General features: G+C 64.6%; 24 protein-coding genes and 1 pseudogene. 7 read left to right on the top strand and 18 right to left on the bottom strand.

The features are described 5' to 3' along the window. The 3 genes from PTT45_RS11880 to PTT45_RS11870 form a co-directional block, all read right to left on the bottom strand. The coding region (locus PTT45_RS11880; RefSeq protein WP_273813501.1) for an acetyl-CoA C-acetyltransferase at window positions 1–936 on the bottom strand (936 nt) is incomplete at its 3' end. 250 nt (window positions 937–1,186) lie between these two features. Further along, entirely contained in the window at window positions 1,187–2,326 is a 1,140-nt protein-coding gene (locus PTT45_RS11875) for an acyl-CoA dehydrogenase family protein (RefSeq protein ID WP_273813500.1), read from the bottom strand. 51 nt (window positions 2,327–2,377) lie between these two features. Further along, window positions 2,378–4,081 (bottom strand): AMP-binding protein, encoded by a 1,704-nt coding sequence (locus PTT45_RS11870; protein WP_273813499.1) that lies wholly within the window; start codon window positions 4,079–4,081, stop codon window positions 2,378–2,380. A 618-nt stretch (window positions 4,082–4,699) separates the two neighbouring features. Here PTT45_RS11870 and PTT45_RS11865 point away from each other — a divergent pair. Then, window positions 4,700–6,286: an ABC-F family ATPase gene (locus tag PTT45_RS11865; RefSeq protein ID WP_273813498.1), complete on the top strand. Its 1,587-nt coding sequence runs from the start codon at window positions 4,700–4,702 to the stop codon at window positions 6,284–6,286. 62 nt (window positions 6,287–6,348) lie between these two features. Here PTT45_RS11865 and PTT45_RS11860 read toward each other — a convergent pair whose 3' ends face one another. The 6 genes from PTT45_RS11860 to PTT45_RS11835 form a co-directional block, all read right to left on the bottom strand. After that, the gene (locus PTT45_RS11860) at window positions 6,349–7,065 is read right to left on the bottom strand and encodes an ABC transporter ATP-binding protein (RefSeq protein ID WP_273813497.1); all 717 of its coding nucleotides are present in this window, start codon (window positions 7,063–7,065) and stop codon (window positions 6,349–6,351) included. Beyond that, on the bottom strand, window positions 7,062–7,934 hold the full coding sequence (locus PTT45_RS11855) for an ATP-binding cassette domain-containing protein (RefSeq protein ID WP_273813496.1): 873 nt from the start codon (window positions 7,932–7,934) through the stop codon (window positions 7,062–7,064). Before PTT45_RS11855 ends, PTT45_RS11860 begins: the two co-directional genes overlap by 4 nt. Next, entirely contained in the window at window positions 7,931–9,202 is a 1,272-nt protein-coding gene (livM, locus tag PTT45_RS11850) for a high-affinity branched-chain amino acid ABC transporter permease LivM (protein WP_273813495.1), read from the bottom strand. The genes PTT45_RS11855 and livM overlap by 4 nt, the downstream gene beginning before the upstream one ends. A 9-nt stretch (window positions 9,203–9,211) precedes the next feature. Next, window positions 9,212–10,126 (bottom strand): ABC transporter permease subunit, encoded by a 915-nt coding sequence (locus tag PTT45_RS11845; protein ID WP_043309764.1) that lies wholly within the window; start codon window positions 10,124–10,126, stop codon window positions 9,212–9,214. 142 nt (window positions 10,127–10,268) lie between these two features. Beyond that, complete coding sequence (locus PTT45_RS11840) at window positions 10,269–11,393, bottom strand: branched-chain amino acid ABC transporter substrate-binding protein (protein WP_273813494.1); 1,125 nt, start codon at window positions 11,391–11,393, stop codon at window positions 10,269–10,271. 218 nt (window positions 11,394–11,611) lie between these two features. After that, window positions 11,612–12,118 (bottom strand): DUF1993 domain-containing protein, encoded by a 507-nt coding sequence (locus PTT45_RS11835; RefSeq protein ID WP_273813493.1) that lies wholly within the window; start codon window positions 12,116–12,118, stop codon window positions 11,612–11,614. A 75-nt stretch (window positions 12,119–12,193) separates the two neighbouring features. Between PTT45_RS11835 and PTT45_RS11830 the strand changes: the two genes are divergently transcribed. Continuing rightward, window positions 12,194–12,541 carry an MmcQ/YjbR family DNA-binding protein gene (locus tag PTT45_RS11830; RefSeq protein WP_273813492.1) on the top strand — a complete coding sequence of 116 codons (348 nt, stop codon included), beginning with the start codon at window positions 12,194–12,196 and terminating at the stop codon, window positions 12,539–12,541. Here the strand turns inward: PTT45_RS11830 and PTT45_RS11825 are convergent. Beyond that, window positions 12,538–13,242: a DUF1294 domain-containing protein gene (locus PTT45_RS11825; RefSeq protein ID WP_273813491.1), complete on the bottom strand. Its 705-nt coding sequence runs from the start codon at window positions 13,240–13,242 to the stop codon at window positions 12,538–12,540. The genes PTT45_RS11830 and PTT45_RS11825 overlap by 4 nt on opposite strands. Before the next feature lies 1 nt (window position 13,243). Next, window positions 13,244–14,074 carry an undecaprenyl-diphosphate phosphatase gene (locus tag PTT45_RS11820; RefSeq protein WP_273813490.1) on the bottom strand — a complete coding sequence of 277 codons (831 nt, stop codon included), beginning with the start codon at window positions 14,072–14,074 and terminating at the stop codon, window positions 13,244–13,246. A 190-nt stretch (window positions 14,075–14,264) separates the two neighbouring features. Between PTT45_RS11820 and PTT45_RS22370 the strand changes: the two are divergent. The 3 genes and pseudogenes from PTT45_RS22370 to PTT45_RS11810 all read left to right on the top strand — a co-directional run. Continuing rightward, window positions 14,265–15,038, top strand: a pseudogene (locus tag PTT45_RS22370) (cache domain-containing protein); the annotation flags it as partial. A 123-nt stretch (window positions 15,039–15,161) separates the two neighbouring features. Next, window positions 15,162–15,896 (top strand): methyl-accepting chemotaxis protein, encoded by a 735-nt coding sequence (locus PTT45_RS22365; RefSeq protein WP_443218191.1) that lies wholly within the window; start codon window positions 15,162–15,164, stop codon window positions 15,894–15,896. Between the two features lie 7 nt (window positions 15,897–15,903). Next, window positions 15,904–16,518 carry a hypothetical protein gene (locus tag PTT45_RS11810; RefSeq protein WP_273813488.1) on the top strand — a complete coding sequence of 205 codons (615 nt, stop codon included), beginning with the start codon at window positions 15,904–15,906 and terminating at the stop codon, window positions 16,516–16,518. Here the strand turns inward: PTT45_RS11810 and PTT45_RS11805 are convergent. Further along, window positions 16,515–17,804, bottom strand: a complete 1,290-nt coding sequence (locus PTT45_RS11805; protein ID WP_273813487.1) for a sigma-54-dependent transcriptional regulator — start codon at window positions 17,802–17,804, stop codon at window positions 16,515–16,517. The two genes, PTT45_RS11810 and PTT45_RS11805, sit on opposite strands and share 4 nt — an antisense overlap. Window positions 17,805–18,018: 214 nt before the next feature. Between PTT45_RS11805 and PTT45_RS11800 the strand changes: the two genes are divergently transcribed. Together PTT45_RS11800 and PTT45_RS11795 are read left to right on the top strand one after the other, a co-directional pair. After that, a complete protein-coding gene (locus PTT45_RS11800) occupies window positions 18,019–19,899 on the top strand; it encodes a di-heme-cytochrome C peroxidase (RefSeq protein WP_273813486.1) in 1,881 nt (626 codons plus the stop codon). Window positions 19,900–19,911: 12 nt separating this feature from the next. Continuing rightward, on the top strand, window positions 19,912–21,057 hold the full coding sequence (locus tag PTT45_RS11795; RefSeq protein WP_273813485.1) for a catalase family protein: 1,146 nt from the start codon (window positions 19,912–19,914) through the stop codon (window positions 21,055–21,057). Here PTT45_RS11795 and PTT45_RS11790 read toward each other — a convergent pair. Genes PTT45_RS11790 through aroC form a run of 6 tightly spaced genes read right to left on the bottom strand, consistent with a single transcriptional unit; the run spans window position 21,054 to window position 25,438 of the window. Further along, entirely contained in the window at window positions 21,054–21,272 is a 219-nt protein-coding gene (locus PTT45_RS11790; protein ID WP_273813484.1) for a PLDc N-terminal domain-containing protein, read from the bottom strand. The two genes, PTT45_RS11795 and PTT45_RS11790, sit on opposite strands and share 4 nt — an antisense overlap. Before the next feature lie 58 nt (window positions 21,273–21,330). Beyond that, window positions 21,331–22,014 carry an acireductone synthase gene (mtnC, locus tag PTT45_RS11785; protein ID WP_273813483.1) on the bottom strand — a complete coding sequence of 228 codons (684 nt, stop codon included), beginning with the start codon at window positions 22,012–22,014 and terminating at the stop codon, window positions 21,331–21,333. 5 nt (window positions 22,015–22,019) lie between these two features. Continuing rightward, window positions 22,020–22,565, bottom strand: a complete 546-nt coding sequence (locus tag PTT45_RS11780; RefSeq protein ID WP_273813482.1) for a 1,2-dihydroxy-3-keto-5-methylthiopentene dioxygenase — start codon at window positions 22,563–22,565, stop codon at window positions 22,020–22,022. 22 nt (window positions 22,566–22,587) lie between these two features. After that, window positions 22,588–23,199 carry a methylthioribulose 1-phosphate dehydratase gene (locus PTT45_RS11775; RefSeq protein WP_273813481.1) on the bottom strand — a complete coding sequence of 204 codons (612 nt, stop codon included), beginning with the start codon at window positions 23,197–23,199 and terminating at the stop codon, window positions 22,588–22,590. After that, entirely contained in the window at window positions 23,196–24,350 is a 1,155-nt protein-coding gene (locus PTT45_RS11770) for an MFS transporter (RefSeq protein WP_273813480.1), read from the bottom strand. Before PTT45_RS11770 ends, PTT45_RS11775 begins: the two co-directional genes overlap by 4 nt. Then, on the bottom strand, window positions 24,347–25,438 hold the full coding sequence (aroC, locus tag PTT45_RS11765; RefSeq protein ID WP_273813479.1) for a chorismate synthase: 1,092 nt from the start codon (window positions 25,436–25,438) through the stop codon (window positions 24,347–24,349). Before aroC ends, PTT45_RS11770 begins: the two co-directional genes overlap by 4 nt. Window positions 25,439–25,452: the final 14 nt, after the last annotated feature.

Genomic DNA, 25,452 nt, shown 5'->3' with positions numbered 1-25,452 from the left:
GGCCTTGGCCAGCGCCTTGCGGGTGGCCGGCGCCGGGCCGGTGAGCATGATGGTCGGGTCGGTGCTGGTCACGGCGGTGGCAACGATGCGCCCGCGTGCTTTCAAGCCCAGCTCGCGGCCCTTGGCTTCGGAGCCGATCAGCATCAGCGCAGCGCCATCGACGATGCCCGAGCTGTTACCCGGCGTGTGTACATGCTCGATGCGCTCGACATGGCTGTACTTACGCTGGGCAGTGGCGTCAAAGCCCATCTGGCCCATCATCTCGAAGCTTGGCTTGAGTTTGCCCAAGGCATCCAAAGTGGAATCGCCACGGATAAATTCGTCGTGGTCGAGAATGACGATGCCGTTCTGGTCGGTCACCGGAATCAACGATTTGTTGAACGAGCCATCGGCGCTGGCACGCGCGGCCTTCTGCTGCGAGCGCAAGGCGAAGCTGTCGACATCCGTGCGCGAGAAGCCTTCGATGCTGGCGATAAGGTCGGCGCCCACACCCTGAGGCACGAAGTTGGCCTGCATATTGGTGGCCGGATCCAGCGCCCAGGCTCCGCCATCGGAGCCCATGGGGATGCGCGACATGGACTCCACGCCGCCGACCACCACCAGATCCTCGAAACCGGAACGCACCTTCATCGCGCCGATGTTCACCGCCTCCAGACCGGAGGCGCAGAAACGATTGAGCTGCACGCCGGACACACATTCGGCCCAGTCGGCGGCCAGCACGGCAGTCTTGGCGATATCCGAGCCCTGGTCACCGATCGGGGTCACGCAGCCGAGCACCACATCGTCGACCTGGGCGGTATCGAGCTGGTTGCGCTCCTGCAGCGCCTTGAGCAGGCCGACCACCAAGTCGATCGGCTTGACGCTGTGCAGCGCGCCGTCCTTCTTGCCCTTGCCGCGCGGCGTGCGCACGGCGTCGTAAATATAAGCCTCGGTCATGACTGCCTCTTGGGGATAAACATTAAGAGTGGCGCTAGGCCATTTAACGAGTCTTGCGACTCAGTAACTTCGAAGTCGCCGCCTAAGTTGAATCGAACCAATTCAACAGCCGAAAACGACCCGCTCCATCCAGTTACAAACCGGGTGAACTCGAACTTGTTTGAATAACTGTTGGCGCCTGGAATTATTGGTTCGCGCCTATTCGCCATCTATAGCGAGAGCGGACAGCGATGTGGCCTTTGTTGCCACATCAGTCCAGCAGGGAGCGGGCGATGATTTCCTTCATGATTTCCGAAGTGCCGGCGAGAATCCGCCCAACCCGTTCGTCCTGATACAGGCGGCAGATTTCGTACTCTTCCATATAGCCGGCGCCGCCATGCAGCTGGACGCCCTCGTCCACCATGCGGCCGAACACTTCGCTGGCATAGAGCTTGGCGCGCGAAGCATCCACCGCATCCAGCTGGCCTTGCAGGTGCGCCTCGACGCAGCGATCCACATAGACCTGGGCGATATCGATCTCGGCATCCAGCGCGGCCAGCTTGAAGCGGGTGTTCTGCAGCTTGCTCAGGGGTTTGCCGAACACCTTGCGCTCGCGCACGAAGTCGCGGGTCAGCTCCAGCGCCAGGCGCGCCGCGGCGACGCTGCTGCAGGCAGCGATCAGGCGCTCTTCCGCCAAGCCCTGCATTAGGTGGTAGAAGCCGCCATGTACCTGCCCCAGGACATTGGCCTTGGGCACCCGCACGTCATGGAAGAACAGCTCGGCGGTGTCCTGGGATTTCAGGCCCATCTTCTGCAGGTTGCGCCCGCGCTCGAAGCCCGGCATGCCCCGCTCCACCAGGAACAGGGTGACGCCGTGCGGGTTCTCCGCATGGGTGCGCGCCGCCACTATCACCACGTCGGCGTTGATGCCGTTGGAGATGTAGGTCTTCGAGCCGTTCAGCAGCCAGTGATCGTCCTGCTCCACCGCGCGGGTCTTCATGCCGGCCAGGTCGGAGCCGGCATCGGGCTCGGTCATGGCGATGGCGAGGATGGTCTCGCCGCTGATCATCCCCGGCAGCAGGCGCTGCTTCTGCTCGGCGCTGCCGAAATGCTCGATATAGGGGCCGACCAGGCGACTGTGCAGGGTGATGAAATAGCCGCGGTCGCCGTGCAGGCTGTTCTCCTCGATGAGGATCTGCTCGTAGCGGAAGTCCTTCAGCCCCAGCCCGCCGTATTGCTCGTCGGCCCACATGCACAGATAGCCCTGCGCGCCGGCCTTGCGGAAGGCCTCGCGGTCGACGATGTTGGCCTCGCGCCAGCTTTCACTGTGCGGGCGAATTTCCTGCTGTAAGAACTTGCGGGCCGAGTCGCGGAATTGCTCCATCTCGGGTTCGAACGGGCGGCGCTGCATGGGAGCCTCCTGGGGTTGGGATTGGGTGAAGGGATGGCGCGGGTGGCACCGTCACTCCCACAGCACGGCGGTGCGGGAGTTCGACCAGAGTGCGATCTGCGCGCTGTAGTGGCGCTCGATCTCGTGGCGCTTGATCTTCATGGTGGGGGTGAGCAGGCCGCTGTCGATGCTCCAGCTTTCCCGCACCACCACCAGGCAATGCAGGGCGGTTTCCTTGGGCACGCCGGCGTTCACCTTGCGGCCCAGGTCTTCCAGCTCCAGCGTCATGGCCTCCCGGGCACGCAGGTCGGCAGCCTCGGCGCGGGCGCTGTCGCTCAGCACCAGCAGCGCCACGGGCTGGGGCATGCCTTCGCCACACACGCAGCAGACCTCGACCAGCGGATGGTTGCCCAGCTGCTGCTCGATGGGCGCCGGCGGCACGTACTTGCCCTTGGCGGTCTTGAACAGATCCTTGGAGCGCCCGGTGATGCGCAGGCGCCCCGCCGCGTCCAGCTCGCCGAGATCGCCGGTGCGCAGGTAGCCATCGGCGGTCAGATCTTCGGTGGTTTTCTCCGGGTTCTTGTAGTAGCCCAGCATGCCGCCGGGGCTCTTCACCAGGATCTCGCCGGTGTCCGACAGCTTGCACGACACCCCCGGATTGGCCCGACCGATGCAGCCATGCACGGCGCCATCGCGGCGAATGCCATGGGAATAACCGAAGTTCTCGGTCATCCCGTAGACCTCCTTCATCTCCAGGCCGAGCCTCTGGTACCAGCGAAAGACTTCCGGCGGCAGCGGCGCGGAGCCGGTGATGGCGAGCCGGGCATGCTCCAAACCGAGACCGGCCAGCACCCCGCGCTTCACCCGGCGACCGAGCAGCGGGATGTTGAACAGCCAGCGCTGCAGCCAGGGCGCGATCTGCGCATTGACTCCCGCCTGGAACTTGCTCCACAGCCGCGGCACCGAAAAGAACGCGGTCGGCCGGGCGCGCTGCAGATCGGCGCGGAAGGTATCGAGCGACCAGGCGAAGAACACCTGCGAGCCGCAGTACAGTGACAGGCACTCGATGTAGGCCCGCTCCGCCGTGTGCGCCAAGGGCAGGTAGGAGAGAAAGCGCTCCTGCTCGGTGAAGCCAAACTCGGCCCTGGTGCCCTCGAGAATCGCGGACATGCTCTGGAACGAGTGCATGACGCCCTTGGGTCGCCCTGTACTGCCGGAGGTGTAGATGATGGTGGCCAGCGCCGATGGCTCGGGCGCTACCGGCTGCAGCAATGGCATTGCCGCCGCGACCAGTTTCTCCCAATGGGGCGCATCGACCTCGGGCGAGAACGGCAGGCGAATGCAAGGCAGGCCAGAGGGAATGGCCGGGCCTAGCTGCGCCCAGTTGTCGCCATTGCCATCCAGCTTGCCGATGAACAGCAGCGCCGCCTCGCTGTGTTCCAGCACATAGCCGAAGTTGTCAGCGTCGAGCGTCGGGTAGATCGGCACCGAGACATGCCCCGCTACCCAGATCGCCAGATCGGCCATGACCCAGTGAGCGCTGTTCTTGCCCAGCAGCGCAATCCGGCTGCCCGGCGGCAGATCCAGGGTTTTCAGGTAACCGGCCATGCGCCGCACCTGATCCGCCACCACGACCCAGCTGTAGCTTCTGGCGGTACCTTCTGCATCGGGCTGAACCAGATACACATCTTCGGGTTTGGTCAGTTCCCAATGAAAAAGAAGCTCCACAAAACTCTTGGATGCTAGAGCCAAACCATCCGGAGCAATGGCATTCATTCTTGTTATCCCCGCTCGTTACTAACGACAAAAACTATCCCCGGACTGCTTTAGCTCTGCCGCTAAAGTTGACCTGGACGGTTAGCTGAACATTGGGGATCGATTGTCGAGTCACACTGCGCGGCCAGCTATTGCAGCAGTTGCCATCGGTATGGCCAGACTCGACAAATGAGTGCGGTTGATCTGTCACGAAGCGAGGATTCGTAGAGCGAAGTCGCGACCGCCAATGCGGTGACGTGAAAGCTCTGAGAGGATTCGCGCATGCTATTTCGACCCGATCCACTCCGGACACGACGGACTGCTATTGGCCGATAGCTGTCAGCAACACTAGTCAGCTTCCAACACTGGAGGCGTCATTCAGCACTGCAGCTGTTCGCCTACTACCAGCACTTGCACTATCGGTACGGCTTCCTGGCTTATAGATAAGCCACAAGATGGTGGGAAACTCCTGGCCGGCAGCAGCGCCTCGACAGAACGCGGCCTCAATGCCGTCACGGCACATTCCCCTCGACATGCGATGAAAGTGCCGCCCGGCGCGATAAAGAAGCGCGCAGCCCGGCAAACCGCTACAATCGCGCCCTTTTGCGCAGCCGCGCTCCGTTCCCCAGGATTCCAGTCGTGATCTCTACCGCTAACATCACCATGCAGTTCGGCGCCAAGCCGCTGTTCGAGAACGTTTCCGTCAAGTTCGGCAACGGCAACCGCTACGGCCTGATCGGCGCCAATGGTTGCGGCAAGTCGACCTTCATGAAGATCCTCGGCGGCGATCTGGAGCCTTCCGGCGGCCAGGTGATGCTGGAGCCGAACGTGCGCCTGGGTAAGCTGCGCCAGGACCAGTTCGCCTACGAAGAATTCACCGTGATCGACACCGTGATCATGGGCCACGAGGAGCTGTACAAGGTCAAGGCCGAGCGTGACCGCATCTATTCGCTGCCGGAGATGAGCGAAGAAGACGGCATGAAGGTGGGCGAGTTGGAAGGCGAATTCGCCGAGATGGACGGCTACACCGCCGAATCCCGCGCTGGCGAACTGCTGCTGGGCCTGGGTATCCCGCTGGAACAGCACTTCGGCCCGATGAGCGAAGTCGCTCCGGGCTGGAAGCTGCGCGTGCTGCTGGCCCAGGCGCTGTTCTCCAACCCGGAAGTGCTGCTGCTCGACGAGCCGACCAACCACCTGGATATCAACACCATCCGCTGGCTGGAAAACATCCTCACGGCGCGTAACAGCACCATGATCATCATTTCCCACGACCGTCACTTCCTGAACTCGGTCTGCACCCACATGGCCGACCTGGACTACGGCGAGCTGCGCCTGTTCCCGGGCAACTACGACGAGTACATGACTGCCGCGACCCAGTCGCGCGAGCAGCTGCTGGCCGACAACGCCAAGAAGAAGGCGCAGATCGCCGAGCTGCAGACCTTCGTCAGCCGCTTCTCGGCCAACGCCTCCAAGGCCAAGCAGGCCACTTCGCGCGCCAAGCAGATCGACAAGATCCAGCTGGCCGAGGTCAAGCCGTCCAGCCGCGTAAGCCCGTTCATCCGTTTCGACCAGAACAAGAAGCTGCATCGCCAGGCAGTGACCATCGAGAAAGTGTCCAAGGCCTTCGACGACAAGGTGCTGTTCAAGAACTTCAGCTTCCAGGTCGAAGCCGGCGAGCGCGTGGCCATCATCGGCCCCAACGGCATCGGCAAGACCACCCTGCTGCGCACCATGGTCGGCGAGATGAGCCCGGATGCCGGCGAGGTGAAGTGGACCGAGAGTGCCGAGGTCGGCTACTACGCCCAGGACCACGCCCACGACTTCGAGGACGACGTCAGCCTGTTCGACTGGATGGGCCAGTGGACTCAGGGCGAGCAGACCATCCGCGGCACCCTGGGCCGCATGCTGTTCAGCAACGACGAGATCCAGAAGTCGGTCAAGGTCATCTCCGGTGGTGAGCAAGGCCGCATGCTGTTCGGCAAGCTGATCCTGCAGAAGCCCAACGTGCTGGTGATGGACGAGCCGACCAACCACCTCGACATGGAGTCCATCGAGGCGCTCAACCTGGCGCTGGACAACTACCCGGGCACGCTGATCTTCGTCAGCCACGACCGTGAGTTCGTGTCCTCGCTGGCGACCCGCATCATCGAGCTGTCGGACAACGGCGTGACCGACTTCAGCGGCAGCTACGACGATTACCTGCGCAGCCAGGGCGTGATCGTCTAAGCCTGCGCCGGCAAGAAAAAAGGCATCCCTCGGGATGCCTTTTTCATTTCCGCCCTACCCCTTCAGTGCCCGCCGAGATAGGCGTTGCGCACTTCCTCGTTGCCCAGCAGCTCGGCACCGGTGCCGCTCATGCGGATCTGCCCGGTGACCATCACGTAGCCACGGTCCGACAGCTTCAGCGCGTGGTTGGCGTTCTGTTCCACCAGGAAGATGGTCATGCCGCTCTTGGCCAGCTCGCGCAGGGTCTGGAAGATCTGTTTGACCACGATCGGCGCCAGGCCCAGCGACGGCTCGTCGAGCAGCAGCAGCTTGGGCCGGCTCATCAGTGCACGAGCGATGGCGAGCATCTGCTGCTCGCCGCCGGACATGGTCATGGCCCGCTGATTGCGCCGTTCCTTGAGGCGCGGGAACAGCTCGAACATGCGCTGCATGTCTTCCTGGGCGTGCGCGGTGCCGATGGGAATGGTGCCCATCAGCAGGTTCTCCTCCACGCTCATGTCGGGGAACACCCGGCGCCCCTCGGGTGACTGGGCGATGCCGTTGGACGCCACGAAATGCGCCGACTTGCGGCTGATGTCCTCGCCACGCAGGAGGATCTGCCCGCCACCGATGCGCGGCTGCCCGAAGATCGACATCAGCAGGGTCGACTTGCCAGCGCCGTTGGCCCCGATCAGCGCCACCGTTTCCCCTTCGTTGACCTGTAGCGAGACCTTGTGCAGCGCCTGGATCGGCCCGTAGAACACATCGACTTCACGAAACTCCAACAACGGCGCCGTCATACCAGCTCCTCTTCATCGGTACCCAGGTAGGCGGCAATCACCTTCTCGTCGTTACGTATCTGCGCCGGCGCACCGCGGGCGATCACGTCGCCGTGGTCGAGCACGATGATGTGGTCGGAGATGTTCATCACCATGCCCATGTCGTGCTCGATCAGCAGCACGGTGATGCCGTGGTGGTCGCGCAGGAAGCGGATGATCCGGCTCAGCGCCTCGGTCTCCGAGGGGTTGAGGCCGGCGGCCGGTTCGTCCAGGCAGATGATTTCCGGCCGCGTGCACATGGCCCGGGCGATTTCCAGGCGGCGTTGCTGGCCATAGGACAGCTCGCCAGCCAGGCGGTTGGCGGCGTCCACCAGGCCGACCACTTCCAGCCAGTAGAAGGCGTGGTCCAGCGCCTCGCTCTCCGCTCGACGATAACCGGGAGTGTTGAGCACGCCGGCGAGCAGGTTGCGGTTGACGAACATGTGTTGGGCCACCAGCAGGTTCTCCACCACCGACATCTCGCGGAACAGCCGGATGTTCTGGAAGGTACGAGCCAGGCCGGCGCGATTGATCAGGTGGGTACCACCGAACATCTTGTACCAGACCCGGTTGGCGAACTGCGCCGGGCGCACGAAGTCCTGCGCCTGGAACGGCTGGCCGAGCACCTTGATCACGTCGGTGCTACGCCCGCGCGCTTCCAGCAGGATGCTGCCGCCAGTGGCGCTGTAGAAGCCGGTCAGGCAGTTGAACACCGTGGTCTTGCCGGCGCCGTTGGGGCCGATCAAGGCGGTGATAGAGTGGCGGTCGACATCCAGGTTGACGTCGTTGAGCGCCTTGATGCCGCCGAACTGCATCATCAGGTGCTCGACGCGAAGAATCTTGTCGCTCATGGCGCCACCCCCTTGCGCGGCTCGACCCCGGTTCGGCTGATGCGGATCAGCCCGCGCGGGCGCCAGATCATCATCAGCACCATCAGCACGCCGAACAGCAGCACCCGGTAATCGGCGAAGGCACGCAGCAACTCCGGCGCCACGGTGAGCACGAAGGCGGCGATCACCACCCCGAGCGTCGAGCCCATGCCGCCGAGCACGACGATGGCCAGGATCAGCGCTGACTCGAAGAAGGTGAACGACGACGGGTTGACGAAGCCTTGGTAGGTGGCGAAGAACACCCCGGCGAGGCCCGCGGTAGAGGCGCCGAGGGTGAAGGCCGAGAGCTTGACCAGCACATGATTGAGGCCCATGGCGCGACAGGCGATTTCGTCCTCGCGCAGCGCTTCCCAGGCGCGGCCGACCGGCATGCGGGTCAGCCGATGCTTGACGTAGAGCACCAGCAACACCACCAGGAACAACGCGGCATAGATGAAGATGAACTTCATGTTGGGGTTGTAGGCCACGCCGAAGAACTCGTGGTACGGCACCCCGCCATCCTTGGCCCGCCGGCCGAACTCCAGGCCGAACAGGGTCGGCGCCGGTGCGGACATACCGTTGGGGCCGCCGGTGAAGCTCAGCCAGTTATTCAGCACCAGACGGATGATCTCGCCGAAGCCCAGCGTGACGATGGCCAAATAGTCACCGTGCATGCGTAACACCGGGAAGCCGAGGATGGCCCCTGCCACCGCTGCCGCCAGCGCAGCCAGCGGCAGCACGGTCCAGAAGCCCAGGTCCAGGTAGTGGTAACCGAGCGCCAGGCCGTAGGCGCCGATGGCGTAGAACGCCACATAGCCGAGGTCGAGCAGGCCGGCCAGGCCGACCACAATGTTCAGGCCCAGACCCAGCAGCACGTAGATCAGCCCGAGGATCACCACGGTCAGCAGGTATTTGCTGGCGAAGAGCGGGAAGATCACCGCCGCCACGACCAGCAGCGGCACGATCCAGCGCAGGCGGCTGCGATAGCCCGGCGGCAGTACGTGCACGCCGGAGCCGCTACCTTCGAAGCCGTCGAGGATGCGCTTGCCGCTGGCGGTCTGCAGGAACAGGCTGAGCACCAGGCGGCCGAGCACCACGACGGCGACGATCAGCCCCAGGCGCTCGGGCTGCAGGTTGAAGCTGTAGCCGTCGAGCACGATGCCGACGATGGGGCCGAACACGATCAGCGCCACCAAGCCGGCCAGCACCGCGTCCAGCAGGCTGCGTTTGATATCGATGGAAGATGTCATCGCGCGCCCTCAGACCTTGGCGACCAGTGGGCGACCGAGCAACCCCTGGGGCCGGAAGATCAGGATCAGCACCAGCAGGCCGAAGCTGAACACGTCCTTGTAGTCCGTGTTGACCATGCCGGAGAACTGCGCCTCGGCCACGCCGAGCAGGATGCCGCCGAGCATCGCTCCCGGCAGCGAGCCGATACCGCCGAGCACCGCCGCGGTGAAGGCCTTGATGCCGATGACGAAGCCGGCATAGAAGTCGAAGGTGCCGTAGTTCATGGTGATCAGCACGCCGGCCAGCGCGGCCATCGAGGCGCCGATGACGAACACGTAGGAGATCACCCGGTCGGTGTTGATGCCGAGGATGGAGGCCATCTTGCGATCCTGCTGGGTCGCGCGGCACATGCGGCCGAGCTTGGTGTACTGGATCACGTAGGTCAGCACTGCCATGCCGAGGAAGGCGGCGATCAGGATGAACACCTTGGTGTAGCTGAGCTGCACGAAGCCTTCGCCGATATGGAACTTGAAGGCACCGTCGAGCAGCGTTGGCACGCCCTGCTGGCGCGCGCCCTGGGCCAGCTGCACGTAGTTCTGCAGGATCAGCGACATGCCGATGGCGCTGATCAGCGGCGCCAAGCGCGTGGAATTGCGCAGCGGTTTGTAGGCGATGCGCTCGATCACATAGCCATATAGCCCGGTGATGCAGATGGTGAAGACCAGCGTGCCGAGGATAAGCAGCGGGAAGGATTCGAGGCCGAAGAAGGCCAACACGGCCAGGGAAATGGCGGCCAGGTAGGCAGAGACCATGTACACCTCGCCGTGGGCGAAGTTGATCATGCCGATGATGCCGTAAACCATGGTGTAGCCGATGGCGATCAGGCCATAGACCGCGCCCAGGGTCAGGCCGTTGATCAGTTGCTGGAGGAAGATACCGTCCATACGCGCTCTCGTCCGGGGCACGGCCAGGCGGCCGTGCTTATCAAATCAGGCGGGAAGCGCTGAAACACTGCAGGAGCCTTCCAGCGTTCCCGGAATGCACCGATCGGCGGAGGCTCCCGCCGACCGGCCGAGTGCCGCGGGGTTACTGCATTTGGTGGTACTTGCCCTTGTCGTCCCACTCGTACATCACGTAGTCGGACACCTTCAGGTCACCCTTGGCGTCGAAGGCCTTCTTGCCCATCACGGTGGCGACCGGGTTGGCCTTCAGCCACTCGCTGGCCTTGGCGCCATCGGTGCTGCCGGCGCCGTTGAAGGCAGCGGCCAGCGCCTGGATCGAGGCATAGGCGTAGAGGGTGTAGCCTTCCGGCTCGTAGCCGCCGGCGCGGAACTTGTCGATCACCGCCTTGCCGTCCGGGATCAGGCGCGGGTCGGCGCCGAAGGTCATCAGCACGCCCTTGGTGTACTGCGGGCCGCCGGCGGTGGTGACCATCTCGTCGGTTACCACGCAGTCGCCGGAGAGGAACTTGGCGTCCAGGCCCTGCTCACGCATCTGGCGAACCAGCGGGCCGGCTTCCGGATGGCAGCCGCCGAAGTAGACGACTTCGGTACCGGCAGCACGGACCTTGGTGACCAGGGCGTTGAAGTCCTTCTCGCCGCGGGTCAGGCCTTCATACAGCACCGGCTCGACGCCGCGCTTCTCCAGCTGCGCCTTGGTCGCATCGGCCAGGCCCTGACCGTAGGTGTCCTTGTCGTGGATTACTGCGACCTTCTTGGCCTTGAGGGTGTCGACGATGTAGTCGCCGGCAACCACGCCCTGCTGGTCGTCACGACCGCACATGCGGAACATGGCGCCCAGGCCACGCTCGGTGACCTGCGGGTTGGTGGAGGCCGGGGTGATGGCGATGATGCCCGCCTCGTCGTAAACCTCGGAGGCCGGAATGGTGGAGGACGAGCAGAAGTGGCCAACCACGCCGACTGCCTTGTCCTGGTCGACCAGGCGGTTGGCGACCGATACGGCCTGCTTCGGCTCGCAGGCGTCGTCCGCCTTGACCAGCTTGATCTTCTCGCCGTTGATGCCGCCAGCGGCGTTGATGTCCTCGGCGGCCTGAGTCGCGCCACGCCAGTATTGCTCACCAAACGAGGCGTTGGGGCCGGTATGCGGGCCGGCGACGCCGATCACGACATCCGCCTGAGCCAGGGTAGAAGCGCCCGCCGCGGCGGTTACCGCGAGAGCCAGAAAGCCTTTTCTGAAAAACTTCTGCGACATGGAGTTGTGCTCCTGAGGGTTTAGGTTGGCAACCTGCGACAGCAAGGCTTATGCCAGCGTAGCTCAGGAGAACAAACGACTAAGAACTATATATTTGCCGTAACGGCAACGCGGCTTCGCGCTGCCGACGGCCGTGAGCGAAATGCTCCATCGGGTAACGGTCGCCCTGCAACGGTGCTAAGAAACTACTCAGCCGCACCAAGGGCAGACACCGAAACTCAGACGCGCCCCAGGTAATCCATCTTGCCGATCTCCAGGCCGTTGTGACGCAGGATCGCGTAGGCCGTGGTGAGGTGGAAATAGAAGTTGGGCAGGACGAAGTGCAGCAGGTAGTCCTCGGCGGTGAACTTCAGCTCGGCGCCAGGGAACTTCATGACGATCTCGCGCCCGGCGCCGCTGTCGATCTGCTCCGACGTCAGGCTCTTCACGAAGTCCAGGGTCTTGGTGATGCGCGCCTGCAGCTCGGCGAAGCTGCTTTCGGTATCGGCGAAGCTCGGCACATCCACCCCGGCCAGGCGCGCCGCGCAGCCCTTCACCGCATCGCTGGCAATCTGCACCTGGCGGGTCAGCGGGTGCATGTCCGGCGCCAGGCGCGCGCTCAGCAGCACCGAGGGATCGATCTTCTTCGCTTCGGCGTAGGCCGCTGCCTTGTCGAGGATGGTCGAGAGGTTGCCGAACATGCGTACGAACTGCGGCACCGAGGCCTGGTAGAGGGAAAGCGACATCGGAGGAACTCCTTTGCGAAGAGGCGACGCGGTTCTGCTAGGGTAGCCGCGGTTCAGCCTGGGAAATGAAGCCTGATGACCAACGAGCAGATCGCCGCATACTGTTTGAGCCTGCCTGGCGCCCGCGAGGATCTTAAGTGGGGCGGCAACCGGGTGTTCTCAATAGCGGGCAACAAAATGTTCGCCATCCTCGACTTCATGGGCGATCGCCTGGCGTTCAAGGTCGGCGCGGAGCTGTTTCTCGGCTATGTGGACCGGCCCGGCATCCATCCGGCGCCCTATCTGGCGCGGGCGCATTGGGTAAGCATGGTGCCGCCCTTCCCCCTTGGTGACGGCGAACTGCGCGAATGCCTGCAGCGCTCCCACCAGCTAGTGGTGCGCAAGCTGCCGAAGATTCGCCAGGCGGGGTTGCTGCTCGACTAGAACGGCAGCAGATGACCTAGATAGCGACCGCCCAGCGCCAGGCGGTCAAGCCAGAAGGCCTGGTGCAATACGACGATGGCCCAGAACACCAGCTGGAACGAGGCCTTGCGCGTCTTGTGGCGAAACACCTGCTGCGCCATCAGGGCGCCGGGCCAGCCGCCCACCAGCTCGGCGATGTGAAGGCTGTTCTCCGGCGTGCGCCAACGGCCCTTCTGCGCAGACTGCTTGTCCAGCCAGTACTGGCAGAAGCTGAACAGGCTGACCAGCGGGTAGGCCAGCGCCACCCAGACCACGCCCTGCCCCAGCAGCTCGACACTCCCCAAGACCGGCAACGCGCACAGCGCAAGCAGTATCAGCAGCTTGAGTGGCAACTGTTGAATGCCCGACTGCGTTGACCGCTCCGCGCGCGTGGCGCGCGGGCCTTTCGCTGCGGCGGGTTTGGACGGCTTGGCTGCCACGACTGGCTTGCGCCGAATCGCCGGGCGATCCAGGCTGAGCCCGGCATGGCGCATGTGCTGCGCACGCGGACGACCCTGGGCGTCGCTGCCCGGCACATAGAGCACTTCTTCGCCAGCCTGCGGACGCTTGTCGCCACGCACGGCGGAAATGTGCACGAACAGCTGTTCGCCACCGCCCTCAGGCTGGATAAAGCCGAAACCCTTATCGTCGTTCCAGCTCTTCAGGAAGCCGCGCTGTTCCATATCAGCCCTGGGCGCTGCTCCAGTCGATCAGGTGGAACTGCCAGGTGGCTAGGATCAGCAGACCGAAGCCGATGCGGTACCAGGCGAACACCGCGTAGCTGTGGTTGGCGATGAACTTGAGCAGCGCGCGCACGGCGATCATGGCGAAGATGAAGGAGATCACGAAGCCCAGGGCGAACACCGGCAGGTCACCGGGCTGGAACAGGTCGCGGTACTTGTAGCCCGAGTAAACGGCGGCGCCGACCATGGTCGGCATCGCCAGGAAGAAGGAAAACTCGGTGGCCGCACGGCGCGACAGGCCGAACAGCAGGCCGCCGATGATGGTGGACGCCGAGCGCGAGGTGCCGGGGATCATGGCCAGGCACTGGGCGAAGCCGATCTTCAGCGCCTCCTTCCAGGTCATGTCGTCCACCTCTTCCACAGTGACCTCGTGCTTGCGCTGCTCGGCCCAGAGCATGACCACGCCGCCCACCACCAGTGCTGCGGCCACGGTGATCGGGTTGAACAGGTACTCATGGATCAGGTCGGCGAAGGCCACGCCGATGAACACCGCCGGCAGGAAGGCGATCAGCAGGTTGGCGGTGAAGCGCTGCGCCTGACGCTGGCGCGGCACGTTGAACACGGTGATGAGGATCTTGCGGCGGTATTCCCACATCACCGCCAGGATAGCGCCGAGCTGGATGATGATGTTGAAGGCAATCGCCCGCTCGCCACCGAAGCCGAGCAGGTCGGCGACGACGATCTGGTGACCGGTGCTGGAGATCGGCAGGAATTCGGTCAGACCCTCCACGATGCCAAGAATCAGTACCTGCAGGGCTGTCCACAAATCCATGAATACCTCGAGCTGGCCCTTTTTGAGAAACGGCCGATAACTGGGTTGGCGCCTGGCGAACAGGCAGAAATCGGCGGGCATGCTATCAGATGCTCCCCCGTTACGCTGCCGTGCCAACGGTTAATGGCGCAGCTTCTAGACTGGCTATTAGCTAGCACGTATTCCAAGAACAAAAACCGGAGCACCGTAAATGAGCAGTCTGCGCACCCTCCCCATCAGCCGTCGCCTGTGGCTGATCCTGCTGTCGTCCATCATCATGCTCCTGGCCCTGACCGGGCTGATGCTGCAGCAGATCCACGACGACCTTTATCGGGCCAAGGCTCTGAAGACTCGCCATGTGGTGGAAAGCGCAATAGGCGTGCTCAAGCACTACCAGGGTCTGGAAGCCGGTGGCCTGGATCGCGCGGAAGCGCAGAAACAGGCCATGGAGGTGATCCGCGGCCTGCGCTACGACCAGGACGACTACTACTGGATCAACGACATGACTCCGGTGATGGTCATGCACCCGACCAACCCCAAGCTGGAGGGCCAGAACCTCTCAGGCCTGAAGGACCCGGACGGCAAGTTCCTGTTCAACGAGATGGTGGCCATCGCCAAGAAACAAGGCTCCGGCCAGGTCGACTACCGCTGGCCCAAGCCGGGCTCGGAAGATCCGGTGCCGAAGATCTCCTATGTCGAGCTGTTCCAGCCCTGGGGCTGGATACTCGGCTCAGGCATCTACGTCGACGACGTGCAGGACGAGTTCCGCGACCAGGCCCTGCGTGCGGTCGGCATCCTGATCGTGATCACCCTGCTGCTGGGAGCCCTGGTGCTGCTGATCAACCGCAGCATCGCCCGGCCGATGGACGAGGCGGTCAACGCCATGGCCAACATCGCCAGCGGCGACGCCGATCTGACCCGCAGCCTGGACAACCAGGGCCGTGACGAGCTGACCGCCCTGGGCAGCCACTTCAACGCCTTCACCGGCAAGCTGCGCGGCGTCATCGGCCAGTCGCTGCAGGCCGCCAGTACCCTTGACCAAGCCTCGCAATCGCTCGGCGAGATTTCCAACAACGCCCAGCAGCATAGCCAGCAGCAGTCGCAGCAGATGGAGATCGTGGCCACCGCCATCAACGAGGTGTCCTACGCCGTGCAGGACGTGGCGAAGAACGCCGAGCATGCCGCCAGCGAAGTGCGTCAGGCCGAGCAGCAGGCGCTGCAGGGCCAGCACAACATCGACAGCAGCCTGCGCCAGATCGATCATCTGTCCGAGACCATCGGCCAGGCCGTGCAGGTGATCCAGAACCTGGCCCAGGAGAGCACCCAGATCGGCAGCGTGCTGGAGGTGATCCGCTCCATCGCCGAGCAGACCAACCTGTTGGCGCTAAACGCCGCCATCGAGGCAGCCCGCGCCGGCGAAGCCGGGCGTGGTTTTGCCGTGGTGGCCGACGAGGTCCGCGCCCTGGCCAGCCGTACCCAGCAGAGCACCCAGGAAATCCAGGGCATGATCGACCGCCTGCAGGGCAACTCGGAGGCCGCGGTCAAGGTGATCAACGCCAGTAGCCAGGCCTCCCAGCAGACCGTAGAGCTGGCCCGCCAGGCCGGCGAGAGCCTGGCGCAGATCGCCGCTGCCCTGCGCAACCTCACCGGCTTGAATGCTTCAATCGCCAGTGCCACGCTGCAACAGTCGCACGTGGTCGAGGATATCAATCACAATGTCACTCAGGCCGCCACGCTGGCCCATGAGAACGCCCTCGCGGCGGACCAGTCCAGCGAGGCCAGCCAGCATCTCGGCCAACTGGCCGGGCAGCTGAACCGCCTTCTGGGGCAATTCCGCGTGTGAGGTGTCGATGAGCAGTATGGAGCACCAAGAGGTCAACCTCGGCCAGCAGCAGAACCAGGACCTGATCTGGGACCTGGACAGCATCGCCCGTCGCGAGCTGGCCGAGCGCTTCATCAAACTGTTCGAGAACCGCCTGTGCGTGTATTCCGAGTCCACTCGGCAGCTGTACACCAACTACAACTTGCACTTCCCGACCGACTACGGGCGCAAGATGGTGGTGCTGCCCAATCCCTACGCATTCCATGACACCCTGCACGGCATCGACCCGGTGGCCGTGCGCAAGACCGGCCTCTGCGTGCTGCCCGGCGTCGTGCTGGGCAAGCCGGGGCTGATGCTGACCACGCAGATCAAGGATGGTGGCCCCGCGCCCAAGACCATGCCGTTCAAGACGGCCCTGGCGCAGATCATCAGCAACCAGAAGAAGATCAACGACGTCTTCCTGCCGATCCTGATGAAGGGCGACCTGCGCGAATTCGACCAGAAGATGCCCTACATCCACCTGCACCGCTTGCAGGTGCAGCGCCTCACCCGCCTGTCATCGTTCGAGCGTGACGACATCCAGCAGACCATCACCCGCAAGCTGCTGATGCTCTATCGCCAGGCCGACACCCTCGACTGCTAGCGCATCTGGTGCTTATGCAACAGCCGGTAGAAGGTCGGCCGCGAGATGCCCAGCACCCTGGCCGCCTGAGTCATGTTGCCGGTGTAGCGCAGCAGCACGTCATGCAAGGCCTGGCGCTCGGCGCGATGCACGTAATCCTCCAGGCTGCCGAACGGCCCGCCGGAGCCAGCACCTGACGCCAACCCCAGGTCCTCTGCCTCGACCTGCCGCTGCTCGGACAGCACCGTCGCACGCCGCACCCGCGTCGCCAGCTCGCGCACGTTGCCGGGCCAGTCATGGTCGGCCAACGCGCGGATAGCTCCGTCACTGAAGCTGCGCGGCCGGCGCCCCACCTCGGCGGCGTAGCGTCGGGTGAAATAGCCGGCCAGGCTGGCAATGTCGTCGCGCCGCTCCCGCAGCGGCGTGGTACGGGCCTGCAGCGCCGCCAGCAGGTAGTAGAAGTCCTCGCGCAAGGCGCCGCTGGCCAGCTCGCTCTCCAGGTCCACGCGGCTGGTGGCCAGCAGGCGGACGTTGACCGGCGTCACCCGGCCGCCGCGCTCCACCCGCGCCTCCTGTAGGGTACGCAGCAGGCGTGCCTGGGCCCGGTGCGCCAGCTCCCCTACCTCGCCCAGCAGCAGGGTGCCGCCGTCGGCCTGCTCGATCAGCCCGGAGTAGTGCTCGTCGCCGAACAACTCCTTCTCGTCGAGCGCCGAGCAGCTGGCCGCCAACAAGGGCCCTGAGGCGCGTGGCGAGAGCCGATGCAGGATGCGCGCTGCCAGCTCACGACCGCTGCCGCTCTCACCGAGGATCAGCACCGGCGCATCCACTGGTGCCAACCGGGCCAGCAGGTGGCGCAACTCGGTAATGCTGCGGCTGCTGCCGAGCAATTCATGGGGCCTGTCGATCTCGCCGGTCGCCACCTTGCCCCGCAACCGGGCCATGCCGAATGCGCGGCCAAGGGCGATGCTGACCCGCTCCAGGTCGAACGGCAGGGTGTGATAGTCGAAGAACCACTCGCCGATGAAGCCGGGCGCCTCCGCCAGGGCCAGCGTTTCTGCACTGAGCACAGCGATCCATTCGGTGCCGCTCTGGCTGATCAGTTGCTTGAGTCGCTCCGGCTGCTGCAGATGACTGCGCCGCAGCCGCACCAGGCCCACATCGCAGGCCAGCTCCCCGGCAAGCTCCAGCCCACAGCTCTGCACCTGCCAGCCGGAGTCCTGCAGCCTCGGCAGCAGACGCTCGCATTGCTCACAGGGATCGACGACCAACAGGCGTCGGGCAGCAGCCAGGGCTTGCAATAGATCCATCCTTGGCGCCAATTTTTTGAAAAATCCAGATAAAACAATTGGTTGGCGCTGATACAAGAACCCTAGCAAGGCGCCGCTGCGCTTCTAGGAACTTTTCCTTATAAAAACGGCAAGGAATTGCACACCTTCCTAATTGTTATGGCCGCTTGCCATCCCCCCCGCGGATTGGCATAAACGTACCCCATAACAAAATAACCACAGGGATGTTGACCACATGCGATTCCTGCGCCGTGTCCTAGGCCTGATCCTGTTGCTCGTACTCGGCGCGCTAGCGGTGGTCATCTACTACATCGCCCGCCCCAACCTGCCGGTCTTCGACAAACCGCAGCAGGTCCATTACCTCGGCCAGTGGGACGAGCAGGCCCGCCAGACTTACTACTACACGCCCCAGGGCACCACAGTGAAGGGCCTGCACTACGACTGGTTCACCGCCCTGGAGATGCCCTTCTCCCGCGAGAAATTCGCCCGTCCCGAGTACCTGGCACGCTTCGGCTTCCTCACCGACCCGCAGCAGAAACCCAGCGAGCTGAACCCCGGCAACCTGCCGGTAGGCTTCGCCCGCCATCAGGACGACGAAACCGGCACCCAGTACCTCGACATCAGCTGCGCCGCCTGCCACACCGGCGAACTGCGCTACAAGGGCCAGGCCGTGCGCATCGACGGCGGTGCCGCCCTGCACTCCCTGGCCTCCACCGTACCCACGCTCAAGGGCGGCGGCTTCGGCCAGGCCATGGGCATGAGCATGGCGCTCACCTACTACAACCCGATCAAGTTCACCCGTTTCGCCCAGGAGGTACTGGGCGACAACTACGAACAGGACAAGGACCAGCTGCGCGAAGACTTCAAGGTCGTGCTCGATCGCCTGCTCGGCACCGCCTACAACGACTGGCATCGCGGCCTTTATCCGACCGAGGAAGGCTTCGGCCGCACCGACGCCTTCGGCCGCATTGCCAACAGCGTGTTTGGCGATGCTATCGACGACAGCAACTACCGCGTGGCCAACGCACCGGTCAGCTACCCGCAGGTGTGGGACATCTGGAAATTCGACTGGGTGCAGTGGAACGGCTCGGCCATGCAGCCGATGGCACGCAACATCGGCGAAGCACTCGGCGTGGGCGCCACCCTGCATCTGTTCGACGACGAGGGCAAGGCACTGACCCACGACGAGCGCTACCCCTCCAGCGTGCGCCTGCGCGACCTCTATACCCTGGAAGAGACCCTCAAGCAGCTCAAGCCGCCGACCTGGCCGGAGGCCGTGCTCGGCAAGGTCGACCTCAAGCTCGCCAGCCAGGGCCGCGCCCTGTTCGCCGAGAACTGCGCCTACTGCCACGCCCCGGTCGACGTACCGCGCGACCAGCGCCTGGCGCCGGCGCGCGATCCGGAATGGCACCTGCGCATCGTGCCGACCCGCATCATCGGCACCGACCCGACCACCGCCGACAACATCGCCGACCATCGCTTCGACATCCGCAAACTGGGCTGGAGCAAGGAGGAGCTGGGCAAGCTGGACGTCAAGCTGTTCGGTGCCAGCCTGGACGAGGTCGACTTCGCCAGCATCTCCAGCGCCAAGGGTCTGGCCTACGTCACCGCCTATGTGGAAGACCGCGCCTACCGTGACGCCGGCATCCAGCCACGCGAGCGCTGGCGCATGGACGGCTACGGCCTGGCCATCGGCGTGCAGGAGAAGCGCGGCTACAAGGCACGCCCACTCAATGGCATCTGGGCCACCCCGCCCTTCCTGCACAACGGCTCGGTGCCCAACCTGTTCCAGCTGCTGTCGCCAGTGGTCGAGCGTGATCGCCAGTTCTGGGTCGGCAACTTCGAGTACGACCCCAAGCGCGCCGGCTTCCTCACCGGCAAGTTCGACGGCGGCTTCCTCTATGACACCAGCATCACCGGCAACGGCAACCGCGGTCACGAGTTCCGCGACGGCTGCCGCAACGAGGGCGTGATCGGCCGCTATCTGGAGCCAGAGGAACGCTACGCGCTGATCGAGTATCTCAAGGTCATGGGCGACGCCAAGCTGGAGAGCCAGCTGCAAGCCACCGAGAGCCGCCCCTGGACCCCAGGTCCCAGCTGCCAGAACAATAATTAAGGAACAATCGCCATGCTCAAACGCTTCTGGCTCTGGCTCGGCCGTATCATCGGCCGCCTGTTGCTGACTCTCGTGATCGTCGGTGGCCTGGGCTGGGGCCTCGGCGCCGCCTACTACGCCTGGAAATTCTCCGGCCCGGTGTCGGCCGAGGAAGAGATTCCCAAGGACGAGGCAGCCCTGACCCAGGGCATCATCGAGGACGCCATCCGCATCGTCGAACAGCACCGCGACAACACCCGCGTCCTGCGCGATGCCCACGCCAAGGCGCATGGCTGCGTTAAGGCGGAGATGACTGTGCTGCAGAACCTGGCGCCGGAACTGCGCCACGGTGTACTGGCCGAGCCGGGCAAGACCTGGCAGGCGTGGATGCGCCTGTCCAACGGCAACGCCTACCCGCAGTTCGACAGCGCCCGCGACGCCCGCGGCATGGCGGTCAAACTGCTCGACGTCCCCGGAGAAAAACTGCTCAGCAGCAAGGCCACCGCCGCCAACCAGGACTTCGTGATGTTCAACCATCCGGTGTTCTTCGTGCGCGACGTCGCCGAGTACAAGCAGAACTTCGCCGCCCAGGCCAGCGGCCAGAAGGTACAGGCCTTCTTCCCCAGCCTGGACCCGCGCACCTGGGAAATCCGCCACCTGATCATCGCCCTGAAGACCCTGGCACCAGCCCCGGAGAGCCCGGTGGCCGCCACCTACAACTCCATCGCCCCCTTCAAGCTCGGCCCGCACAGCATCAAGTACCGGGTAGTGCCGGACCCGCAGAGCTGCCCGCCCTACGAGCTGCCGGAACAGAACACCGCGCTGCCCAATTTCCTGCGCAACGCCCTGTACCAGCAGCTGTCGCTGGACCGTGTCCCGGCCTGCTTCGCCCTGCAGGTACAACGGCAGAACCCGAACTACTACATGCCCATCGAGGACACCAGCGTGCAGTGGAGCGAGGACATCTCGCCATTCGAGACGGTCGCGACCATCCGCGTGCAGCCGCAGGACTTCGACACCCGCGAACAGAACCTGGCCTGCGACAACCTCTCCTTCAACCCCTGGCACGCCCTGCCGGAGCACCGCCCCATCGGCGGCATCAACCGCCTGCGCAAGGCGGTATACGAGGCCGTCAGCGTCTACCGCCACCAGCGCAACGACACTCCGCAGGCGCATTAATGATCATGGGGCCGAGTCCTGACGCGACGCGGCCCCATGATCAGCCAGTTGAACAGCCCCAGCAGCGGAAACAGTAGAAGCAAGGCCAGCCATAGCGTTTTCTGCTGTCGCCGCGCGGCGCTGCCCAGCACCTGCGCGACGGCCCAGGCGGTCAGCGACAGGTAGAGCAACGCGGGCAGGCCATAGAACAGCCAATCCGGCAGGGATGCGAGCATTGACCATCTCCCGGCAGTGGTTTCCCCTTAGGGCTCCGCCAGCCGGTCGAGGTTCAGCTCAGAAACGGCCCAGATCGATCACCGCGAAGCTGGCCACCGTGTCATGCCCCACCAGGCGTCCGCCTTCACGGGCCAGGCCGATGGTCTGCATGCCCGCCTGCTGGGCTGCGTCCAGCTCCTCGACGACATCGGAAAGGAACAGGATCTCGTCGCCCGGCACGCCGATGGCATCGGCGATGTTGAGATAGGAGCGGGCCTCGCGCTTGGGGCCGCTGGTGGTGTCGAAATAGCCGTCGAACAGCGAACGCAGGTCGCCGGCAACGGAGCAGCCGAAGAGCAACTGCTGGGCCTGTACCGAACCGGATGAGTACACGTACAGGGCATAACCCTCCTCGTGCCAGCGCCTGAGCGCCTCCACTGCGTCCGGGTAGACGTGGCCCTTGAGCAGGCCTGCCTCGTAGCCCTGTTGCCAGACCATGCCCTGCAGGGCCTTGAGCGGCGTGGCCTTGCGGTCTTCGACGATCCACTGCAGCAGTATTTCGATCCCCCTGATCAGGTCCGCCCCCGCCTCGCCGCTCTCGGCGCGCACTGCATCCAGTTGCGCGGCCACGGCCGGCTCCTGCGCATGCTCGATGACGAACTGCGGCAGGTTCTCGAAGGCATAGGGGAACAGCACCTCGAAGACGAAGCTCACCGCGCTGGTGGTGCCCTCGATGTCGGTGAGGATGGCCCTGATCGGCATGGGCTTCAGTCTTCCAGGCGTGGGAAGCGGCTGGCGATATCGTCACCGGTGAAGCTGGCGACCCAGCCTTCCGGGTTGTTGAACAGGCGGATGGCCACGAAGTGCGGGAACTCGCCCATGTCGAACCAGTGACGCGTGCCGGCCGGCACCGAGATCAGGTCGTTCTTCTCGCACAGCACGGCGTACACGTAGTCATCGATGTGCAGGGTGAACAGGCCGCGGCCGGCAACGAAGAAGCGCACCTCGTCCTCGCCATGGCGATGCTCGTCGAGGAACTTGGCGCGCAACTCATCCTTCTGCGGGTGCTTGCGGTCCAGGCTGATCACGTCGACGGTGGCGTAGCCACGCTCCGCCTTCAGCTGATCGATCTGCCCGCGGTAGGCGGCGATCACCTCGTCCTGGCTGGCGCCCGGCTGGATTGGCGCACTGGCCTGCCAGCGTTCGAAACGCACACCGACCTCGCCCAGGGTGGTGGCGATATCCTCGACATGGGTCAGCACCTTGTTCGGCACATCGGGGCTGGACTGGTGGTAAACGGTCAGGCTGCTCATGGACATTTCCTCTACGGGATTCTCAGCGCTGCAGGGCGCGGACTTTCAGTTCGCACTCGAACAGGAATTCGAAGGCCTCGACCTGGCGCAGGCAGTCGGCGATGGCCGCGCCCCAGGTGTACAGACCGTGGCCACGGATCAGGTAACCGACGCAATCGGAGCGTTCGTCCAGCCAGGGCTGCACCTTGGCAGCCAGGCGGGCGATGTCCTGATCATTGTCGAAGATGGGCACCAGCACCTGGCTCTCGTGGGTATCGATGCCGGCGAAGGCCTTCTGCAGTTCATAGTCGGCGAACACCAGCGAGTCAGCCAGGGTCAGGCGCGAGAGCACGGTGGCATTGACCGAGTGGGTGTGCAGCACGGCGCCGATCTCCGGCTTCCAGCGGTACAGCTGGGTATGCAGCAACGCTTCCGCCGAGGGCTTCTTGCCCGGCTCCAGGCTATTGCCGTCGAGGTCGGTGGCCAGCACGTCGTCCTCGCCCAGCTGGCCCTTGTGCCGGCCGGAGACGGTCAGCAGCGCCTGGTCGGCGCCCAGGCGAACCGAGTAGTTGCCACTGGTGGCCGGCGACCAGCCGCGCTCATGCAGGTAGCGCCCCGCCTCGATGATCTGCCGGGTCAGTTGTTCACGGCTCATGCCCGTTCCTCATGCAAACGGACGGCAATGATAATGGCCGCGGCCAGGGCGACCAAGCTGGCGATGGCGAAGGTCCAGCTCGGGCCGAGGTCGACCCAGCTGTAGCCGGCATACAGGGCTCCGAGGGCCCCGCCAGTACCGGCCAGCGCCGCGTACAGCGCCTGGCCCTGGCCCTGCTGGTTGGGGCCGAAGCTGCGCTGGACGAAGTGGATGGCAGCAGCATGGAAGCTGCCGAAGGTCGCGGCGTGCAGCATCTGGGCGAACAGCAGCACGCCCAGGTGATCGGCCAGGTTGCCCAGCAGCAGCCAGCGCAGCGATGCCAGCAGGAAGCTGGCCGCCAGTACCCAGCGCACCGAGAAGCGCGTGAGGATGCGTGCCATGAACAGGAACAGCATGATCTCCGCCACCACGCCCAGCGCCCACATCTGGCCGATAAAGCCGCGCTCGTAGCCGAGACTCTCCAGGTGCAAGGTCAGGAAGGTGTAGTACGGGCCATGTGACAGCTGCATCAGGCACACGCAGAGGAAGAACGCCGGCACGCCGGGCCGGCGCAACTGGGCGAGGAAGCCACCCTCGCCGCCCTGCCCGGCCCGCGCCTGCGGCACCGCGTTGGGTACCCACAGGGTGCCGACCAGGATGCCGGCGAGGATCAGCACCACCATGCTCGGAAACAGCGCCGGGCTGAAATGCTCGAACAGGGAGCCGAGGCCGATCACCGCAACGATGAAGCCGATCGAGCCCCACAGGCGGATCTGCGAGTAGCGCGCGGTCTGCTCCTGCAGGTGGGCCAGGGTGATCACCTCGAACTGCGGCAGCACCGCGTGCCAGAAGAACGCGTGCAGCGCCATCACCAGGGCCAGCCAGGCGTAGCTCTGTTCGACGAAGATCAGGGCGAAGCTGAGCAGCGTACACAGCGCGCCGAAGCGCACGATGCGCAAGCGCTGGCCACTGCGGTCTCCGAGCCAGCCCCACAGGTTGGGCGCCAGGCAGCGCATCAGCATGGGAATGGCCACCAGCTCGCCGATGCGCGCCGGTGAGAAGCCCAGGTGTTGGAAGTACAGCGGCAGGAAGGGCGCGGTGGCGCCCAGCATGGCGAAGTAGAAGAAGTAGAACGCGGACAGCCGCCAGTACGGCAGCGGCTGGCCGGTCACAGCTGCGGCAGTACCGGGGTGTTGACCCGCACGTCGGCGTTCTGTGCGCGGTGGCGCAGCAGGTGGTCGAGCAGCACGATGGCCATCATCGCCTCGGCGATCGGCGTGGCGCGGATGCCCACGCAGGGATCGTGGCGCCCCTTGGTGATCACATCTACCGGGTTGCCGTCGACATCGATGGAGCGGCCCGGAGTGGTGATGCTGGAGGTCGGCTTGAGTGCCAGGTGAGCGACGATCGGCTGGCCGCTGGAAATGCCGCCGAGGATGCCGCCAGCGTTGTTGCTCAGGAAGCCTTGCGGGGTCAGCTCGTCGCGGTGCTCGGTGCCGCGCTGGGCGACGCAGGCGAAGCCGGCGCCGATTTCCACGCCCTTGACCGCGTTGATGCTCATCAGCGCGTGGGCCAGGTCGGCGTCCAGACGGTCGAAGATCGGCTCGCCCAGGCCCGGCATCACGCCTTCGGCGACCACGGTGATCTTGGCGCCCACGGAATCCTGGTCACGGCGCAGCTGGTCCATGTAGGCCTCCAGCTCCGGCACTTTGTCCGGGTCGGGACTGAAGAAGGCGTTCTGCTCGACGCTGTCCCAGGTCTTGAACGGAATCTCGATCGGGCCGAGCTGGCTCATGTAGCCACGCACCTGGATGCCCAGGCCGGCCAGCACCTTCTTGGCCACGGCGCCAGCGGCGACGCGCATGGCTGTCTCGCGGGCCGAGCTGCGGCCGCCACCACGGTAGTCGCGGATGCCGTACTTGTGGTGGTAGGTGTAGTCGGCGTGGGCCGGGCGGAACAGGTCCTTGATCGCCGAGTAGTCCTTGGACTTCTGGTCGGTGTTGCGGATCAGCAAGCCGATCGGGCAACCGGTCGTCTTGCCCTCGAATACTCCGGAAAGGATTTCGACTTCGTCGTCTTCCTGGCGCTGGGTAGTATGGCGGCTGGTGCCCGGTTTGCGGCGGTCGAGGTCGCGCTGCAGGTCCTCTAGGGACAGCTCGATGCCCGGCGGGCAACCGTCGACGATGGCGACCAGAGCCGGGCCATGGCTCTCGCCAGCGGTGGTGACGGTGAACAGCTTGCCGTAGGTGTTGCCGGACATGTACAGCGCTCCGC

Source organism: Pseudomonas sp. Gutcm_11s, assembly GCF_028649395.1.
In the GTDB taxonomy this organism is placed as follows: Bacteria; Pseudomonadota; Gammaproteobacteria; order Pseudomonadales; family Pseudomonadaceae; genus Aquipseudomonas.
Note: the sequence above shows the minus strand (reverse complement) of the source record. Positions and strands in the feature narration are given on the sequence as shown.

Excerpts from the sequence above, each read along its gene's own strand:
- PTT45_RS11870 (WP_273813499.1), bottom strand. The coding sequence starts at position 4,081 with ATGAATGCCATTGCTCCGGATGGTTTGGCTCTAGCATCCAAGAGTTTT.
- PTT45_RS11810 (WP_273813488.1), top strand. The coding sequence starts at position 15,904 with ATGAGCAGTATGGAGCACCAAGAGGTCAACCTCGGCCAGCAGCAGAAC.
- PTT45_RS11820 (WP_273813490.1), bottom strand. The coding sequence starts at position 14,074 with ATGGATTTGTGGACAGCCCTGCAGGTACTGATTCTTGGCATCGTGGAG.
- PTT45_RS22365 (WP_443218191.1), top strand. The coding sequence starts at position 15,162 with ATGGAGATCGTGGCCACCGCCATCAACGAGGTGTCCTACGCCGTGCAG.
- PTT45_RS11830 (WP_273813492.1), top strand. The coding sequence starts at position 12,194 with ATGACCAACGAGCAGATCGCCGCATACTGTTTGAGCCTGCCTGGCGCC.
- PTT45_RS11840 (WP_273813494.1), bottom strand. The coding sequence starts at position 11,393 with ATGTCGCAGAAGTTTTTCAGAAAAGGCTTTCTGGCTCTCGCGGTAACC.
- PTT45_RS11780 (WP_273813482.1), bottom strand. The coding sequence starts at position 22,565 with ATGAGCAGCCTGACCGTTTACCACCAGTCCAGCCCCGATGTGCCGAAC.
- PTT45_RS11795 (WP_273813485.1), top strand. The coding sequence starts at position 19,912 with ATGCTCAAACGCTTCTGGCTCTGGCTCGGCCGTATCATCGGCCGCCTG.
- PTT45_RS11800 (WP_273813486.1), top strand. The coding sequence starts at position 18,019 with ATGCGATTCCTGCGCCGTGTCCTAGGCCTGATCCTGTTGCTCGTACTC.
- PTT45_RS11825 (WP_273813491.1), bottom strand. The coding sequence starts at position 13,242 with ATGGAACAGCGCGGCTTCCTGAAGAGCTGGAACGACGATAAGGGTTTC.
- PTT45_RS11835 (WP_273813493.1), bottom strand. The coding sequence starts at position 12,118 with ATGTCGCTTTCCCTCTACCAGGCCTCGGTGCCGCAGTTCGTACGCATG.
- PTT45_RS11845 (WP_043309764.1), bottom strand. The coding sequence starts at position 10,126 with ATGGACGGTATCTTCCTCCAGCAACTGATCAACGGCCTGACCCTGGGC.
- livM (WP_273813495.1), bottom strand. The coding sequence starts at position 9,202 with ATGACATCTTCCATCGATATCAAACGCAGCCTGCTGGACGCGGTGCTG.
- PTT45_RS11855 (WP_273813496.1), bottom strand. The coding sequence starts at position 7,934 with ATGAGCGACAAGATTCTTCGCGTCGAGCACCTGATGATGCAGTTCGGC.
- PTT45_RS11860 (WP_273813497.1), bottom strand. The coding sequence starts at position 7,065 with ATGACGGCGCCGTTGTTGGAGTTTCGTGAAGTCGATGTGTTCTACGGG.
- PTT45_RS11790 (WP_273813484.1), bottom strand. The coding sequence starts at position 21,272 with ATGCTCGCATCCCTGCCGGATTGGCTGTTCTATGGCCTGCCCGCGTTG.
- PTT45_RS11805 (WP_273813487.1), bottom strand. The coding sequence starts at position 17,804 with ATGGATCTATTGCAAGCCCTGGCTGCTGCCCGACGCCTGTTGGTCGTC.
- aroC (WP_273813479.1), bottom strand. The coding sequence starts at position 25,438 with ATGTCCGGCAACACCTACGGCAAGCTGTTCACCGTCACCACCGCTGGC.
- mtnC (WP_273813483.1), bottom strand. The coding sequence starts at position 22,014 with ATGCCGATCAGGGCCATCCTCACCGACATCGAGGGCACCACCAGCGCG.
- PTT45_RS11875 (WP_273813500.1), bottom strand. The coding sequence starts at position 2,326 with ATGCAGCGCCGCCCGTTCGAACCCGAGATGGAGCAATTCCGCGACTCG.
- PTT45_RS11775 (WP_273813481.1), bottom strand. The coding sequence starts at position 23,199 with ATGAGCCGTGAACAACTGACCCGGCAGATCATCGAGGCGGGGCGCTAC.